The following is a 14195-nucleotide window of genomic DNA, read 5'->3' as shown; positions in this document are numbered from 1 at the left end:
GAATGTTTTCAGTGGTAGTGGACAACCAATGGCTGATACGCCCCTGTGTTGATGGTGGCACTGAGTACGTTTGCTTTCGTGCTGCAAGCTGCAATGATCAACCTGAAAGGGTTGAAATGCTTGTTGGCTTCCACCTTCCACCACAGATGCCGTTGCTCAAGAGTAGGCAGTGGATGGGACAGCAAGAGGCTTTGGTTTGTTGCAAACAGCTCCAGAACAGCCATGGCTATCGCTATGGTTCACCCCTCTTTTGAGCTGGTCTCGATACGCTCAGAGTAGTTCTCGTAGATCCATGGCCTCGGGCATCGGCTCCAGTTCGAATCCAGGGTCGCAGGATCCCTACTCCATCCTTGGTCTTGAACCAGGAGCCAGCTTCGAATCTGTGCAACAAGCAAAGGAAAAGCGGCTTTTAGAGGTAGGCGATGACCTTCAAGCCAGGGCAAGGGTTGAAGCGTCTTATGACGCTGTGCTCATGTCCAGTCTCAAGGAACGTCAGCTTGGCAAAGTGAGCAATGCTGCAGTTAATGCCTCTCAGCGAGAGGAGCTGCAGGTCGAGACAGCTGCTCGTAGTGGTGGAAGCAATGCTTTGCTTACACGTTTACGCAATATCAATTCATCAGCTGCTAACAACAAATCAGGAGAATTCTGGCCGAATCTCTCTCTACCTGAAGGACAGGGCCTCACGGTTCGATTGGTCTTGGGAGGACTTGCCTTATTGCTTGTGATTGTTGCTCCTGTTGGAAGTACGGAGCTTATCCTTGCTGTTTCTACAATTGCTCTGTTTCTCAGTCAGATCAGACGAGGTCGTCGCCCACTTGCATCATTGGGCTGGAGTGTTCTCTTACTTGCTAGCGGCTTGATTCTTGGGGGACTCCTCCTGCAAGCCATGACAGCTTTACCAAGCGTTACCCTGCCGATTACAGGAGACCAGCTTGAAGCGGTGCCAACAGTGTTGTTGCTTTGGGCTGGTGCACTCCTTTTGGATTGAGTAGATAAGACCCATGCGAACAATGGCTTGTTTTCACCATATAATAAACTGATAAAAAGCTCTTGATTCACTTTTGCCAGCAATTAAATATTCCTTTTGAGTTGTTGTTTAATTCTATATTGCGAGCTTCCTGAAGAATGCTTTTGAGTTCTTCAGCAAAAAGACTTAGTGCTCCAATACTTTTCTGCGCTCAAGCCGCCTTGGAAGTAATTATTTACTTCATCAACTACCTATTGATTTAAAGATCGGGAAGATATTTATAGATCGCTGACCCAATTCGCTTTTGAGGCGTTGCTTATCAATGGTTGGCCATTGTGAATTGCTTTTCTGTGACTTTCGATTGCGAAGGCAGCTAGTCATCTAAGTTGATTAAGAGTTATTTAGGCAGCTTATGAAGCCGACCTGAATCGAGCCGATACGCTGCACTTGACAAGCCCACAAAGAGTTCTGGCTCATGAGTGGCCACGATTAACAACTGTTCTCGTGCAAGCTTGGAAAGCAGTTCCAATACCTCATCACGTACTGACCAATCAAGCCCGGCGGTGGGTTCATCAAGCAGCAAAATGGTTGGCTTGCGCAGCAACTGAACAGCAAGGGCAAGCCGTCTTTGTTGACCTCCACTGAGACGTTCCGGTGCTTGTTTCATGTCGACTTGAGCCAGTCCCACCTTTTGTAGCGCTTGTGTTTGTTCCACACTGGTGAGTCGCCGATGCCCTAAGCGCAGCTCCTGGGCAACAGTTAATCCAAGAAAGTGCCGCTCTGGGAATTGAAAGACGACCCCACACAACCAGCGTCGTTGACGCTGATTTAAGGGTTTGTGTTCCCAGTAAATGGCGCCTTGTTGAGCACTTGCAAGTCCACTTATCACCTCTAGCAGACTGGTTTTGCCACTTCCACTAGCGCCAGCTATTACAACGGGTTGGCTCGCATGAGCAAGGAGATCAACTCCCTGCAGCACAGGTTCTTCAGATGTTGAGGGACGGTATTGAATGTCTTTCAGCTCCAGCATGAGCACCTCACTTCTCTGCTCACAGCAGCTAATGATCCTCCAATTTGATTGATGAATGCTTGCTTATGCAGACGGATCTGTCGAATGCCGCGATGATGCAGCCATCGTCGAGCTTTCATGGACGTTCGTTTCCGCGAGGTTGATCCATTCAACTGTTGGCTATGGCTTCACTTTGCCGATGTACCAAGCCAGGGTGAGCAAAATTACGTCGATGGCATCTTTGATAGTTGGTACGTGATTGGCCGTTTGGGTGGATTTAATGCTGAGAACCTACAAGTCCATGAGGAAGGTGCGGATCTCAGCTGGATCACTTACGACAATGAAGACGCCAGATCCGTGATCCCTGCGCTGATGCACAACATGGGCCAGTTGGAATATCAAGGCTGCTGGGCACGTTGTTGGGTTGATCTTGGTACAAGTGATGCTGTTGCACTTGATGTCCTGATCAACGCTCTCCAACAAATTGACTCCGATGTGGTGCAGTTGGATGAAGTGTTGATTGGTGGTGTCAATGATGACTGGCCTGTTGAGCCCCATCCCGACAGCATCTTCCCTGTGGAGGCCTAAGAAGTCTCTTGGCTGAGCTCAGGCGCCTTTTGGTTGAATCGCAGCGGTTTGATGCAATCACTGCTTCTGACCATTTGTTATCTCTCAAGCAAGACGAAGTCCATTACCTGCGCAGAGTGCTTCGCCTTCGCAATGGGCAAGCGGTTGCGGTTGTTGATGGTGTTGGCCATTTCTGGGAGGCCCATCTACAAGCAGGTGATTTTTTAAAACTTGACACGTCACCTTCGTCTCCTTCTCTACAACAACCTCGCCATCGTCAACAACTCGGTTTGGCTGTTGTTCTCCCAAAGCGTGGCTTTGAGGAGGTTTTGAGGATGAGTTGTGAACTAGGCGTCAACCTGATTCAGCCTCTACGTTCTGATAGGTGTACTCCTCAGGCGGAGGAGCGACCATTGCGATGGAAGGTGATCCTTAGGGAAGCAGTTGAGCAATCTGAGCAGCTTTGGCAGCCAGAACTTTTGCCCATAGCAGAAGCTTCAGCCTTGTGGAAAAGTCCACCAGATCATGCAGTTTTTGCTTTGGCCACCACTCGTCGGCAGGGACTGATTGATCTACAACTTTTGATGGAAGGATTGACCCCAGAAATCAACCAAGTCACAGTTGCGATTGGTCCTGAGGGTGGTTGGAGCCCACTTGAAGAGTGTGCCGCTGAGGCCGCCGGTTGGGTGCCTGTGGCGTTGGGAGATTCAATCCTGCGCACTTGCACAGCTGCTGTGGCAGCAGCTCAAACAATGGTTTCAAGTCGACGGATCAGCTTGTCAAGAGATCAGTCAAGATCTGATTGAATTCCTTCAGGCTTGTTTTTGATCTTCGCGGCTGCGTTTTTACTCACGAATGTCAGCGCTTATCGGCGTCTTTTTCAAGCAAACCTTCATTTCATAGCGGCTTCCTTTGACTCGAGGGCTTGGACTTCTTCAGTGATTTTCTGCAGAGTCTTTTGAGGTGATAATTTTCTCAATGCTGAGATTGAGAAGATCAAAACCGTAGGCTGTTTTTTCTGCTTCATGCTCTGGTCTGCCAGACAGCGTCAAGCAATAGCCCACGCTTGCTGTCTCTTGTCCAATCTGGCCAAAGGCAGTGCTATCAAAGTTGATGCTTTTTTCTAATCCGACTCTGGTTCAATGGCTCTGGGCTTTTGCTCTCAATGCTCTATTGATTGCGCTGGCCCAGAGGCTGCCATTACTCACTTCCTCCGGATGGATTCATGCCGGGGCACTAGGCACCATCCTCTGGGGGTGTCTTGGCTGGCGTGGGTGGCTTGCGGTAGTGATTTATCTCGTGCTGGGATCGATGGTCACCCGTCTTGGCATGGCCCAGAAGAAACTCGCTGGCCTTGCTGAGGGACGTGGTGGTAGGCGTGGGCCTGAAAATGTCTGGGGATCTGCAGCCACTGGTGCTGTAGTGGCAATCCTGATCAAACTGGGCCTTGGTTCCCAGTCTTTGCTGATGATCGGTTTCGCAGCAAGTTTTGCTGCGAAACTTGCTGACACCTTCGGCAGTGAGATAGGCAAACGTTGGGGCCGAACCACTGTGCTCATCACCACGCTGCGTTCTGTACCTGCTGGTACGGATGGAGCCATCAGTCTTGAGGGCACTCTCGCAAGTGCCCTTGGCAGTCTTTTGATGACCTTCGTGATGGTCTCCCTCTCTCTGTTGCCTTTTGGTTTCCAGGCGATCTTGGTTGCTTTGATTGGCTTATTGGCCACTCTTATGGAGAGCCTTTTAGGCGCAATTGCTCAGAACAAAATTAGTTGGCTGAGTAATGAACTTGTTAATGGTTTACAGACAAGCTTTGCTGCTATTTTTGCCATCGCAATCGCCGCTTGGCTTGGTTTGGCTGCTTAATCAGCTAATCAGATTTGTTTGTTGACCAAAGTTGAAGTTGTTTAATTAAACCTCGCAAAACTCTTCGCAGCTTGTTCTCCTTCATCTTTTCGCGCTTTGCTAACTGTCTCAAGCTGATGTCATCGATGTAATGGGCTTAAAGCAAGTGTTGCTGGTGGGATGTTAGACGCTGAATAGCCTTTTTTAGCCATTGGTATTGCAGATCCGGTTCTTTCTGCTTTGGTGACTTGAGCAATTCCAATAATGGGACTCTCTTCTCATCATGATTGCCACCTGTTGAAGTCACTTTGGCATCCAGAGATACAAGGTGTGTCTGCCATATGGCTTCGGCAGCTTGATGCCAGCGGTCTGAACTTACATTTAATTGTGCAGCCAGCTGCTCTTCGGTGAGCGGTTTTAAGCCATCACTCTGCTGCATCTGCTGGAGTCTCATACCGCGGGTATATAGGTCTCTCAGTCGCCAGGGCACTCTCACAATCTGGCTTCTGTCTCTGCGGAAATGGAGGATCTGGCCGTTGGCACTGGCCATTGCATAGCTACTTACTTTAAATCCAAGATTGGCATCGAATTTCTCCATCGCCATGATTAATCCCAGCCTTGCTTCTTGAATGAGATCATCCAGTTCCTCTCCGCCACGGGTGGCTTGGCGAGTTGCTGCAAGGTGCGCCAATCCAAGGTGTTCAACTACAGCCTGATTGCGTTTTTGTATCGATTCGGGCAATGAAAATGAACGCTGATTCCCAGAGCACTCTGCTCTCTTTCTTCTCAAGGTTTTGCAAGAAGTTTGCGCCATGACTTGACTTTCTATTGACATCCTTAACTTTCTGCTTTTCTGCAGCACTGGTAAACCAACTAAAGGATGAACATCGGATTCCTTAGGGGTGATTTCAGCCAACCGTAGGAGTGAAGTTTGTTACTGGTTCGAGCTGTGCCCACTCCAGCATCGATGTCCATGCCATCAACCGTTGGTGGATCCAGTCATGTCCCTCTGAGTTGAGATGGATACCATCGGGTTCGATCCAGCTGAGCCAGGCAGGTTCATTGAGCATGGCGTTGTGCAACGGCAGAAATGGCACATCAACCTCAAGACAGGCTTCCTCAAGCTGGGCTTCATAAACCGACCCCGATTGGTTTGAATACCAGAGGCATTGCGCAAATGGCATTACAGCTTCATCGACAGGAGTGAGGCCCATCACCATCACCTTGGTGAGGTGTTTCATCTCTGTCAGCATTTGCTGCAGGCCAAAGCGAAAGGCCTCTGCCGTGAGTTGGGGCCGGCCATCGGGGCGTCCAATACGTGCTGTGTCATTGAGGCCCACCGCCACAAGAACTGCATCAGGAACCTGACGACGGAGTTCGCCTCGACTTTGCCATTCCTTTTGCCAGCGTTTGGCAACATTTTCCAGTCCATCACCACGAATTCCAAGCTGGTAGACCACTGGGGCATCAGGGAGGCTCATCCATTGGCATCGCAGACGTTCACACCATCCGCCCCCCTCTCGATCTCCCCATCCATAAACACCACTGTCACCTATGACAACGAGTCTCTTGTATGTATTGGCCATCACATCGAGAAGTGGAACCTGATCAGCTTTGTAGGTCTACAACCATAGGTAGCTTTTTAGTTGAACCATTCCAGTGATATCGCAAGCGATCAGTGATCGATTCTCCGATCAAGGTCAGAGCTGTGAACACCGCGATTAGGACACTGACCTGTGCCCAGTTGAACGAACCAAGAGATTCGATTAACTGCCAACCCAGTCCAGTGCCTCCAACCATGCCAACTACCACGGTTTCTCGCAAAATCACGTCCGTTCTGTAAGCGGCATAGGCTAAATAGCTACGGCTTTGGCCGCTAAAGCATCCATAGAGCCAAGCCGATCGTGCTCCGGCACCAGTCGCGCTTAAGGCTTTCAAGTTGTTGTCGCTTTGTTGGTCAAGCCCTTCTTTTAAGAGGCGACCCATCACTCCAATGTTGTGGGCTCCAAGTGCAAGAGCAGCAACAGCCAGACTCGGTTTGCTGAAGAGCAGCAAAAATAGAGCAGTAAGAGGGGTTGGCATCAGTCTTAGCAGGCCCCAGATGATTCTTTGTATTGCTATTCCCAGTCGGCTTGGCCAAAGCATCATTGCTAGTGGCGGTGTTCCAATAGCGATTCCTGCTGCTAACACTGTTAGCAACATCGTGCTGCTGATTAATTGGATCCATGGGAGAGTGTGAATAGCATTTATTAGCTCATCAACAGTTGGTAATGGAAGGGGGCTCCAGTGAAGAGGTTCTCCTAGATCAATATCAACTGCATTTAGCCAGGGAATACTTAGTGCGCATAGAATCAATAAGACAATTAATATTGTGGCAACTTGCCAAATCCCATTTTTCGATAATTTAAAATATCCACTTATCAAACTTAATATCTGCTCAAGACTAAACATTACTGCTGCTAGTAACCATAAAGCTGTCCATACGTCATGGAATTGAAGAGATTGAAGTGCCAGTTGAAGGTCAGTGCCAATACCGCCCAATCCAAAAACCCCCAACACGGTTGCACCTCTTAATGCACATTCAAGTCGATATCCGACATAACTCAATAAGACAGGCCCCATCGCAGGGCCAAGAGCTGTAATTAAGGCTGAAGAGGAGCCCGCCCCAGCCTGTTTTAAGCCCCTTAGGGCTCGACGATCCTGGGTGTCAAGTTGATCACTTACGACTCGAGCAACAAGTGAGGAGTAAGGAATCACGATTGCAACAATTGCTACCCAAGGGCTCAGTCCAACCATTTGAAGTAACAACAAACCCCAGAGGAGTTCATGAATTGCGCGTGGGATTGCCAAAAGTCTGCGAATCACAATCGCTGGCCAGCTTTTACCTAAAAAGGTCTCCCATACCACCCTGGCGCTGGCTATGCCAAGACAAATTCCAAATATTGAACTTATTGACCAGCTAAGAAGAGCTGTGGCCAAAGTGATCTGTATTCCTCTAAATGCACTTTGAACGACTTCTGCTTGAATAGATGGATGAACGGCAGCGCAAATAAACTCCCATAGGAGAGTGACTCCACCATTGTGGAAACTTATGAGTATAGAAATAAGTACAGGCAATAAAGCCAGTGCTGGCAAAAGGCTCAGGATTGGAGGAGTTGGACTGAGGCGACTCATGCAGATCCGTAGATCAAGGCTAAGGCTTCTTCATCAAGACATTCAGCAGGTTGATCAAAGACAACTCTCCCAGACTTAAGTGCGATTACCCTGTCAAAGTGCCGAAAAAAGGAAGGTTGATGCAGGCTCATCAAAAGGGTTCTTTCTTCGCCCATATCACTAGTCATCGTGTTGTCCAAGAAAAGATGGAGGATTTCCTCTGCAAGGATTGGATCGAGACTGAATAAAGGTTCATCAGCGAGAATGAGTTCTGGTTTTTGACGTAAGAGGCGTGCTATTGCCACTCGCTGTCGCTGTCCCCCCGAGAGTTCGCTTACCATTGCAGAAAGGATGCTCGTTGAAAGACCTACTTTTTTAAGACATTCACTGCAGGCATTTAATTCGATTGGCTTGAGTAAATTAGCTAGAGCCCATAGTAAATTTCTGTTAGCTAACGCACCACAGTTGATGTTTTGTGCAACGTTGAGCTCTTCTACAAGGCGAAGATCTTGCCACAGGGTTCCTATTTTTTGTCGTTGACGTTGCCCTAAGTTTGAGGTTGAATAATCTTGCCAAATCACCTTCCCTAAATCAGGAATAAGAGTTCCGTTGGCAACCCCTAATAAGCTACTTTTTCCTGATCCGTTGCTGCCTACAAGTGCAACACGCTCTCCAGAAGAAATGCTAAGGTTGATATCATTAAGCCGATTCCCTCTGCTGCTTTGAACAAATACGCCCCTTATTTCGAGTAATCTTCTCACTGAATCTTTCCTAGTTGTCTGCCTATTTTCTCGATTGTTATGTATTGATTTTGGTTTGCATCTACAAAACTACTTGACCCAAAAAGTTCAAGTATTTTTTCTTGTGATTTTGAACTTTTCTTTAATCCAGTTAGAGTAGACTTTAGTTTTTCAGTGAAACCATCGCCAAACTTTTTATCGAGATTGGGTTGTGCTAGCCAGTGATAGTCTGCATATGGGGGCGTTCTCCAAATCACTTTCACTTTGGCTGGATCGATGCGGCCATTTTTTCGAGCCGACTCCCATACACTTTCGTTCAGGGCGCCAGCATCAAAAGAACCACTTTGCACCAAAGCAATTGTTGCATCATGACTGCCACTGAAACCTGGTTTGCCTCCAGAAAAATCATTCATTTGCACACCTGCTTGCTGAAGGAAGTGCTGAGGCATTAATCTTCCAGAGGTGGAACTTTCGGAGCCAAAAGTGAACCGCTTCCCATTAAGTTGCTGAAGCCCAGATTGGCTTTTTAATGGCTTAATTCCGCTCTTTGTATTGGCTATGAATACACTTGTGAATTTGGCATCAATATCTCTTTGCGCGATAACTTCTGCTCCTGGCTTCTGCAACCTAGCTTGTACACCTGTTAGGCCTCCAAACCAAACAAGATCAAGGCTGTCGGTGCGGAATGCACTGACTGCGGCTGGATAGTTCGTTACTGCTTTGTAGCGAACGGGCACATTTAATTCTTTGCTCAGTTCAGACGAGAGTAGGCCGTATAAACGGTTCAAACGCTCAGGATTCTGATCGGGAATTGCCCCAATACGAAGTGTCTTCTCAGTTTGATTAGTGCAGCTCAGCAACCCAATGAAGCAGATTAATGCAGTGCGGACCAACGCCCCGCCTGGTCTTAAAGGCATGTTGTCTTTGTTGCGTTTGTTGTTCAGCTCTGTTTGAGAGCTTTGCGGAGACGTTCTAGTCCATCGCAAATCGTTTCTGGTGAAACCGCACAGGTGAGGCGTACGCAACTGTCGTCTCCGAAGGCGGCACCTGGAACCATCGCAAGCCCATGGTTTTCAAGAGCTTGCTCACAGAAACTTACTGAGTCGAGGCTTTCAGGGGGCAGTTTTGGGAAGGCGTAAAAGGCACCTTTTGGAGGAACCAGGCTCATTCCCTCAAGGCTAAGCAAGCCAGAGGTGAGGAGTTCGCGGCGGGTGTTGTAGCTCTTGACCATCTTTTTCACACACTCCCTTGAGCCTTGCAGCGCGGCCAAGGCTCCACGCTGAGCGAAACTGCAGACATTGCTAGTGCTCTGGCTTTGGAGGGCAGTAGCAGCTTTTACAGCATCAGCGGGGCCGGCTAGATAACCCAAACGCCAACCGGTCATTGCCCAGCCCTTGGCAAAGCCGTTAACGATGAAGGTTCTGTTGGAAAGATCTGGTGCTATGGCCGAGAAGCTGTGATGCTGTTGCCCTTCTTCAAGAATGAACTCGTAGATCTCATCACTCATGACCAGGATCTGGGGATGATCTCTCAGCAGATCAGCCAAAGTTTCCAGCTCCTTGCGTGCCATCACACGGCCGGTTGGGTTGCCAGGGGAATTAAGTAATAAAAGACGGGTTTTAGGGCCGATGGAGGCTTCTAGGTTGTTGAGATCTAGGCAGAAACCATTTTCTGGAGTGGAGGGAAGTGTTGTCACCTTTGCACCAGCTAAGCGGGCCATTTCTGGATAACTCAGCCAATAAGGAGCAGGGATTAAAACCTCATCGCCCGGATTGAGGATCACCTGAAACAAGTTAAAGATTGCTTGCTTGCCTCCATTTGTCACCAACACTTGCTCTGCATTGGTTGGCACAGTGTTTTCTTTGCTGAGCTTGGTTGCTATTGCCTCACGGAGTTCGGGATCTCCGGCGGCAGGGCCATAACGGGTGATGCCATCACGGAGTGCCTTCACCGTGGCATCAATGATGAATTCAGGGGTATTGAAATCCGGCTCACCAGCACTCAGGCTGCAGATGTCGCGGCCTTCTTGCTGAAGGGCCTTTGCTCGAGCACTGATTGCCAGTGTGAGTGAGGGCTGAAGGGCAACGACTCGGTCGGAAAGATGAGGCGGGAGTGGCATTGGTGCCGCATCCCCTTGCGGGATGCCCGTAAGGACCACATCTTGCCTGATGCTCTGACATGGACAACCAACTTCTTTCAATTGGCTTTTTAAAGCTCATGGTTGACTTGGGTCGCACAACAACTGTCCTTTGAAGGTCAATCGATCTTGCCAAGAGCTAGTTTTTGGAGACTCTTCGCGGTTTTTTAGTCTGAATTCGCCTAGATCTCCTCAACGCAAGTCGATGCTTTCCATCAGAGAGACGTTGAAGCTGTTCGCAATTAATTAAAATAAAACTCACAAGGTTTGACCCATGTCTATGGGGCTCATATGGAGCGCACTAATGGCTGTGGTTCCTGTGACTTGCCTGTTAACCAGCCTCAGGTTGTTGTGAGTCGTGGAAACCCGCATGCCCCTTTGATGGTGATCGGGGAAGCGCCAGGCGCTCGCGAGGATGAGCTAGGGAAGCCCTTTGTAGGACGTTCTGGGCAACTTATAGATCGTTTGATGGAGAGTGTTGGCCTTGACCCTCAAACTGATGCCTACATCTGCAATGTTGTGAAATGCCGGCCCCCTAAGAATCGGCGACCGACACTTGTAGAGATTGATTCTTGCCGTCCCTGGTTGCAACAACAGATTGAGTTGGTTGATCCCTGCGTGATTGCCTTGGCTGGCTCGACAGCAGTCGAAGCCATCCTTGGTATCAAGGGAGGAATTACCCGTCTTCGTGGTCAATGGCAGCATTGGCAAGGCCGTTTACTGATGCCGCTTTTGCATCCTGCCTACCTCCTTCGCAATCCATCTCCAGTAGATGGTGCTCCTGTTGCCCTCACCAAAGGCGATCTGCTCGAGGTCCGCCAAAGGCTCATACAAGTCAATAGGTGCGCTGTTGTGCCAATGTTGGATTCATCTAGGCGCCGTCTGCCATGAGTGCAACCATGGCTGAGTATCAATCCAGCACATCCAGGAGATACGACACCCAGATCCACCGACGTGTAACGCGCACTGTCAACGTAGGAGGTGTCTTGATCGGTAGTGATCATCCTGTCAGGGTGCAGTCGATGATCAACGAGGACACCCTTGACGTGGAGGGTTCAACAGCAGGCATACGACGCTTGCATGAAGCTGGTTGTGAAATTGTTCGTCTAACTGTTCCATCTCTCGGTCATGCCAAGGCCGTCGGCGAGATTTGTAAACGGCTTAGGGAGACCTATCAACCGGTACCCCTTGTGGCTGATGTCCATCACAACGGCATGAAAATTGCCCTTGAGGTGGCAAACCATGTCGACAAGGTGAGGATCAATCCTGGCCTTTTTGTGTTTGATAAAGCTGATCCAGATCGAACCGAGTTCAGCGGCGAAGAGATTGCTTCTATCAGAGAACGCATTTCCGAGAATTTTGAACCGCTTGTCACTTGTCTCAAGCAGCAAGACAAAGCCCTTCGTATTGGCGTGAATCATGGTTCGCTTGCGGAACGCATGCTCTTTGCCTATGGAGATACTCCTCTTGGGATGGTTGAGTCAGCAATGGAATTCGTGCGAATTTGCGATTCGCTCGATTTTCATAACATCGTGATTTCGATGAAGGCCTCTAGAGCGCCTGTGATGTTGGCGGCTTATCGATTGATGGCTGACACGATGGATCAAGAGGGTTTCAATTATCCCCTTCATTTGGGCGTAACCGAGGCTGGTGATGGGGATTATGGAAGGATTAAAAGTACAGCGGGCATCGCAACGCTTTTAGCAGAAGGTCTAGGCGATACCATCCGAGTTTCATTGACCGAGGCGCCTGAGAAAGAAATTCCAGTTTGTTACTCGATTCTTCAATCCATCGGGCTGCGCAAAACGATGGTCGAGTACATCAGCTGCCCAAGTTGTGGCCGAACATTGTTCAACCTTGAAGAGGTTGTTCAGAAAGTGCGCGATTCCACATCCCATCTTGTTGGTTTGGATATTGCGGTGATGGGTTGCATTGTGAATGGCCCAGGTGAGATGGCAGATGCTGACTATGGTTATGTTGGTAAAGGCCCAGGAGTAATATCCCTCTATCGGGGCAGAGATGAGATTCGCAAGGTTTCTGAGTCTGAGGGTGTAGATGCGTTGATCCAGTTGATTAAGGATGACGGTCGATGGGTGGATCCGCCATGAAGTCGTTATTGTGTGAGATCAGTCCAATTTGGACGCTATGCCTATCTCTAGAAGTCTTCGCTCATTAGGCCGCCAGCGCAGTTCATGGCTGGTTCTTCTGGGCGCGGGAGGAGCCGCTACTGCAATTGCACTTGCCTCTCCAAGTTTGGGTTTGCCAAGCAGTTCTTCTTCCGCTATTAGTGATAGCCCTAAAGAGGTGATTGATCAGGTCTGGCAGATTGTATATCGTGACTATCTTGATTCCACAGGTAAATATAACCCTGAAGTCTGGAAGGGACTACGCAAGAACTTATTAGCCAAGAACTATTCAGCCACTTCAGAATCCTATGAAGCGATCCGTGGCATGTTAGCAAGCTTGGATGATCCCTATACACGATTCTTAGATCCAAAGGAATTTAAGGAAATGCAGATCGACACCTCAGGAGAATTAACAGGTGTTGGCATCCAGCTTTCTCTAGACAAGGATACAAAAGAATTAGTTGTGGTTTCACCAATCGAAGGAACTCCTGCATCTAAGGCTGGTGTCCAACCTAAGGATGTGATCGTTTTCATTAATGGACAATCCACTAAGGGCATGTCTACAGCGGATGCTGTTAAGTTGATTCGTGGTAAAGAAGGTAGTGAGGTCACCCTTGGTCTGCGTCGCAGGGGTGAAGTTATCCAGGTCCCGTTGATACGTGCACGCATTGAGATACAGGCAGTTGATATCCAGTTAAATACGACAGTAGATGGTAAAAAGATTGGTTATATCCGCCTGAAACAGTTTAATGCCCATGCAGCTAAAGGGATGCGAAGTGCTATCAGGGACCTAGAAGTTGAAGGAGCTCAGGGATATGTTCTTGACTTACGAAGCAACCCAGGGGGGTTGCTAGAGGCCAGTGTTGATATTGCCCGCCAATGGTTAGATGAAGGCACGATTGTTCGCACAAAAACTCGTGATGGCATTCAAGATGTACGCCGAGCGAATGGAAGTGCCTTAACCCAACGCCCTGTTGTTGTTTTGGTGAATGAAGGCTCAGCAAGCGCAAGTGAGATCCTCTCAGGAGCACTACAGGATAATCATCGTGGTGTACTTGTAGGACAGAAGACCTTTGGCAAGGGCTTGGTTCAATCAGTTCGAGGCCTTTCTGATGGCTCTGGTCTTACTGTCACGATCGCTAAGTATCTCACTCCAAGCGGAACTGACATTCATAAAAATGGCATAAAGCCAGATATTAAGGCCGTGATGTCTGAAAAAGAAATTAATAATCTTAAGCTTGAGGATCTTGGTTCTGGGAAGGATAGTCAATACAAGGTGGCCGAAACAACACTAATTAAAGCCCTAAACAAAATACTTGATGGACCAATGTATAAGCCTGTAGGAGTTAACCTTCCTCAGGCTATTCAATCAACGCTATAATATCTAAACAGTTAGGTTTTCTGTTAAATGATGATTAATGTTTGATCTTGCAGGATTTGTACGAGCGCATAATAATTACGCCCCGTTTGATCTCTAAGTAACAGGTTGCATTAAGCCACCATCTCCACCTGAATTCGAGTCGTCGTCATCGTTTTCTGCTTCGCTTTGAAGAACAGCAAAAATGGCAATGGCGGCGAGACTCAACAATCCGCTCATTAATCCCATGATTCCCTGATTGTTCCCGATCTCAGTGAATTCCCCCAAGGCATT

16 protein-coding genes are annotated in these 14195 nt (G+C 48.5%); 8 read left to right on the top strand and 8 right to left on the bottom strand.

The features are described from left to right. Positions 1–2: 2 nt before the first annotated feature. Positions 3–254 carry a hypothetical protein gene (locus SIB68_RS03165; RefSeq protein WP_041374804.1) on the top strand — a complete coding sequence of 84 codons (252 nt, stop codon included), beginning with the start codon at positions 3–5 and terminating at the stop codon, positions 252–254. A gap of 38 nt (positions 255–292) precedes the next feature. Then, the gene (locus tag SIB68_RS03160) at positions 293–988 is read left to right on the top strand and encodes a CPP1-like family protein (RefSeq protein WP_063400552.1); all 696 of its coding nucleotides are present in this window, start codon (positions 293–295) and stop codon (positions 986–988) included. 376 nt (positions 989–1364) lie between these two features. On the opposite strand, the gene SIB68_RS03155 is transcribed toward SIB68_RS03160, so the two are convergent. Continuing rightward, positions 1365–1997 (bottom strand): ABC transporter ATP-binding protein, encoded by a 633-nt coding sequence (locus tag SIB68_RS03155; protein ID WP_063400551.1) that lies wholly within the window; start codon positions 1995–1997, stop codon positions 1365–1367. Between the two features lie 117 nt (positions 1998–2114). On the opposite strand from SIB68_RS03155, the gene SIB68_RS03150 reads away from it, so the two are divergent. The 3 genes from SIB68_RS03150 to SIB68_RS03140 all read left to right on the top strand — a co-directional run bounded on the left by SIB68_RS03150 (position 2115) and on the right by SIB68_RS03140 (position 4409). Next, positions 2115–2564 (top strand): DUF3531 family protein, encoded by a 450-nt coding sequence (locus SIB68_RS03150; protein ID WP_011130165.1) that lies wholly within the window; start codon positions 2115–2117, stop codon positions 2562–2564. An 8-nt stretch (positions 2565–2572) separates the two neighbouring features. Further along, complete coding sequence (locus SIB68_RS03145; protein ID WP_063398055.1) at positions 2573–3349, top strand: 16S rRNA (uracil(1498)-N(3))-methyltransferase; 777 nt, start codon at positions 2573–2575, stop codon at positions 3347–3349. Positions 3350–3656: 307 nt separating this feature from the next. Continuing rightward, positions 3657–4409, top strand: coding sequence for a DUF92 domain-containing protein (locus SIB68_RS03140; RefSeq protein WP_063400550.1), 753 nt, complete (start codon positions 3657–3659; stop codon positions 4407–4409). Positions 4410–4545: 136 nt separating this feature from the next. Here SIB68_RS03140 and SIB68_RS03135 read toward each other — a convergent pair whose 3' ends face one another. From SIB68_RS03135 to SIB68_RS03110, 6 genes are all read right to left on the bottom strand, one after another. Continuing rightward, a complete protein-coding gene (locus tag SIB68_RS03135; protein WP_236068986.1) occupies positions 4546–5130 on the bottom strand; it encodes a sigma-70 family RNA polymerase sigma factor in 585 nt (194 codons plus the stop codon). Positions 5131–5296: 166 nt separating this feature from the next. Then, on the bottom strand, positions 5297–5974 hold the full coding sequence (locus SIB68_RS03130; RefSeq protein ID WP_063400549.1) for a GDSL-type esterase/lipase family protein: 678 nt from the start codon (positions 5972–5974) through the stop codon (positions 5297–5299). Positions 5975–5996: 22 nt separating this feature from the next. Further along, positions 5997–7562: a hypothetical protein gene (locus tag SIB68_RS03125; RefSeq protein WP_063400548.1), complete on the bottom strand. Its 1566-nt coding sequence runs from the start codon at positions 7560–7562 to the stop codon at positions 5997–5999. Beyond that, positions 7559–8302 (bottom strand): ATP-binding cassette domain-containing protein, encoded by a 744-nt coding sequence (locus tag SIB68_RS03120; RefSeq protein ID WP_063400547.1) that lies wholly within the window; start codon positions 8300–8302, stop codon positions 7559–7561. The genes SIB68_RS03125 and SIB68_RS03120 overlap by 4 nt, the downstream gene beginning before the upstream one ends. Further along, on the bottom strand, positions 8299–9198 hold the full coding sequence (locus SIB68_RS03115) for a putative selenate ABC transporter substrate-binding protein (RefSeq protein ID WP_063400546.1): 900 nt from the start codon (positions 9196–9198) through the stop codon (positions 8299–8301). Before SIB68_RS03115 ends, SIB68_RS03120 begins: the two co-directional genes overlap by 4 nt. A gap of 23 nt (positions 9199–9221) precedes the next feature. Next, the gene (locus SIB68_RS03110) at positions 9222–10400 is read right to left on the bottom strand and encodes a pyridoxal phosphate-dependent aminotransferase (protein WP_063400714.1); all 1179 of its coding nucleotides are present in this window, start codon (positions 10398–10400) and stop codon (positions 9222–9224) included. Positions 10401–10709: 309 nt separating this feature from the next. Here SIB68_RS03110 and SIB68_RS03105 point away from each other — a divergent pair, with 309 nt between their 5' ends. The 3 genes from SIB68_RS03105 to SIB68_RS03095 are packed head-to-tail and all read left to right on the top strand — an operon-like array spanning position 10710 to position 13925. After that, a complete protein-coding gene (locus SIB68_RS03105) occupies positions 10710–11309 on the top strand; it encodes a uracil-DNA glycosylase (protein WP_063400545.1) in 600 nt (199 codons plus the stop codon). After that, complete coding sequence (gene ispG / locus SIB68_RS03100) at positions 11306–12526, top strand: (E)-4-hydroxy-3-methylbut-2-enyl-diphosphate synthase (protein ID WP_063400544.1); 1221 nt, start codon at positions 11306–11308, stop codon at positions 12524–12526. The genes SIB68_RS03105 and ispG overlap by 4 nt, the downstream gene beginning before the upstream one ends. A 37-nt stretch (positions 12527–12563) precedes the next feature. Next, positions 12564–13925 (top strand): S41 family peptidase, encoded by a 1362-nt coding sequence (locus tag SIB68_RS03095; RefSeq protein WP_063400543.1) that lies wholly within the window; start codon positions 12564–12566, stop codon positions 13923–13925. A 93-nt stretch (positions 13926–14018) separates the two neighbouring features. Here the strand turns inward: SIB68_RS03095 and SIB68_RS03090 are convergent, their stop codons facing one another. Continuing rightward, positions 14019–14141, bottom strand: a complete 123-nt coding sequence (locus SIB68_RS03090) for a hypothetical protein (protein WP_255454360.1) — start codon at positions 14139–14141, stop codon at positions 14019–14021. Between the last annotated feature and the right edge of the window lie 54 nt (positions 14142–14195).

Origin of the sequence: Prochlorococcus sp. MIT 1323 (assembly GCF_047304905.1) — a bacterium.
GTDB lineage: Bacteria > Cyanobacteriota > Cyanobacteriia > PCC-6307 > Cyanobiaceae > Prochlorococcus > Prochlorococcus marinus_D.
The sequence above is the reverse complement of the archived record's forward strand: the minus strand, read 5'-3'. Positions and strand labels throughout refer to the sequence as shown.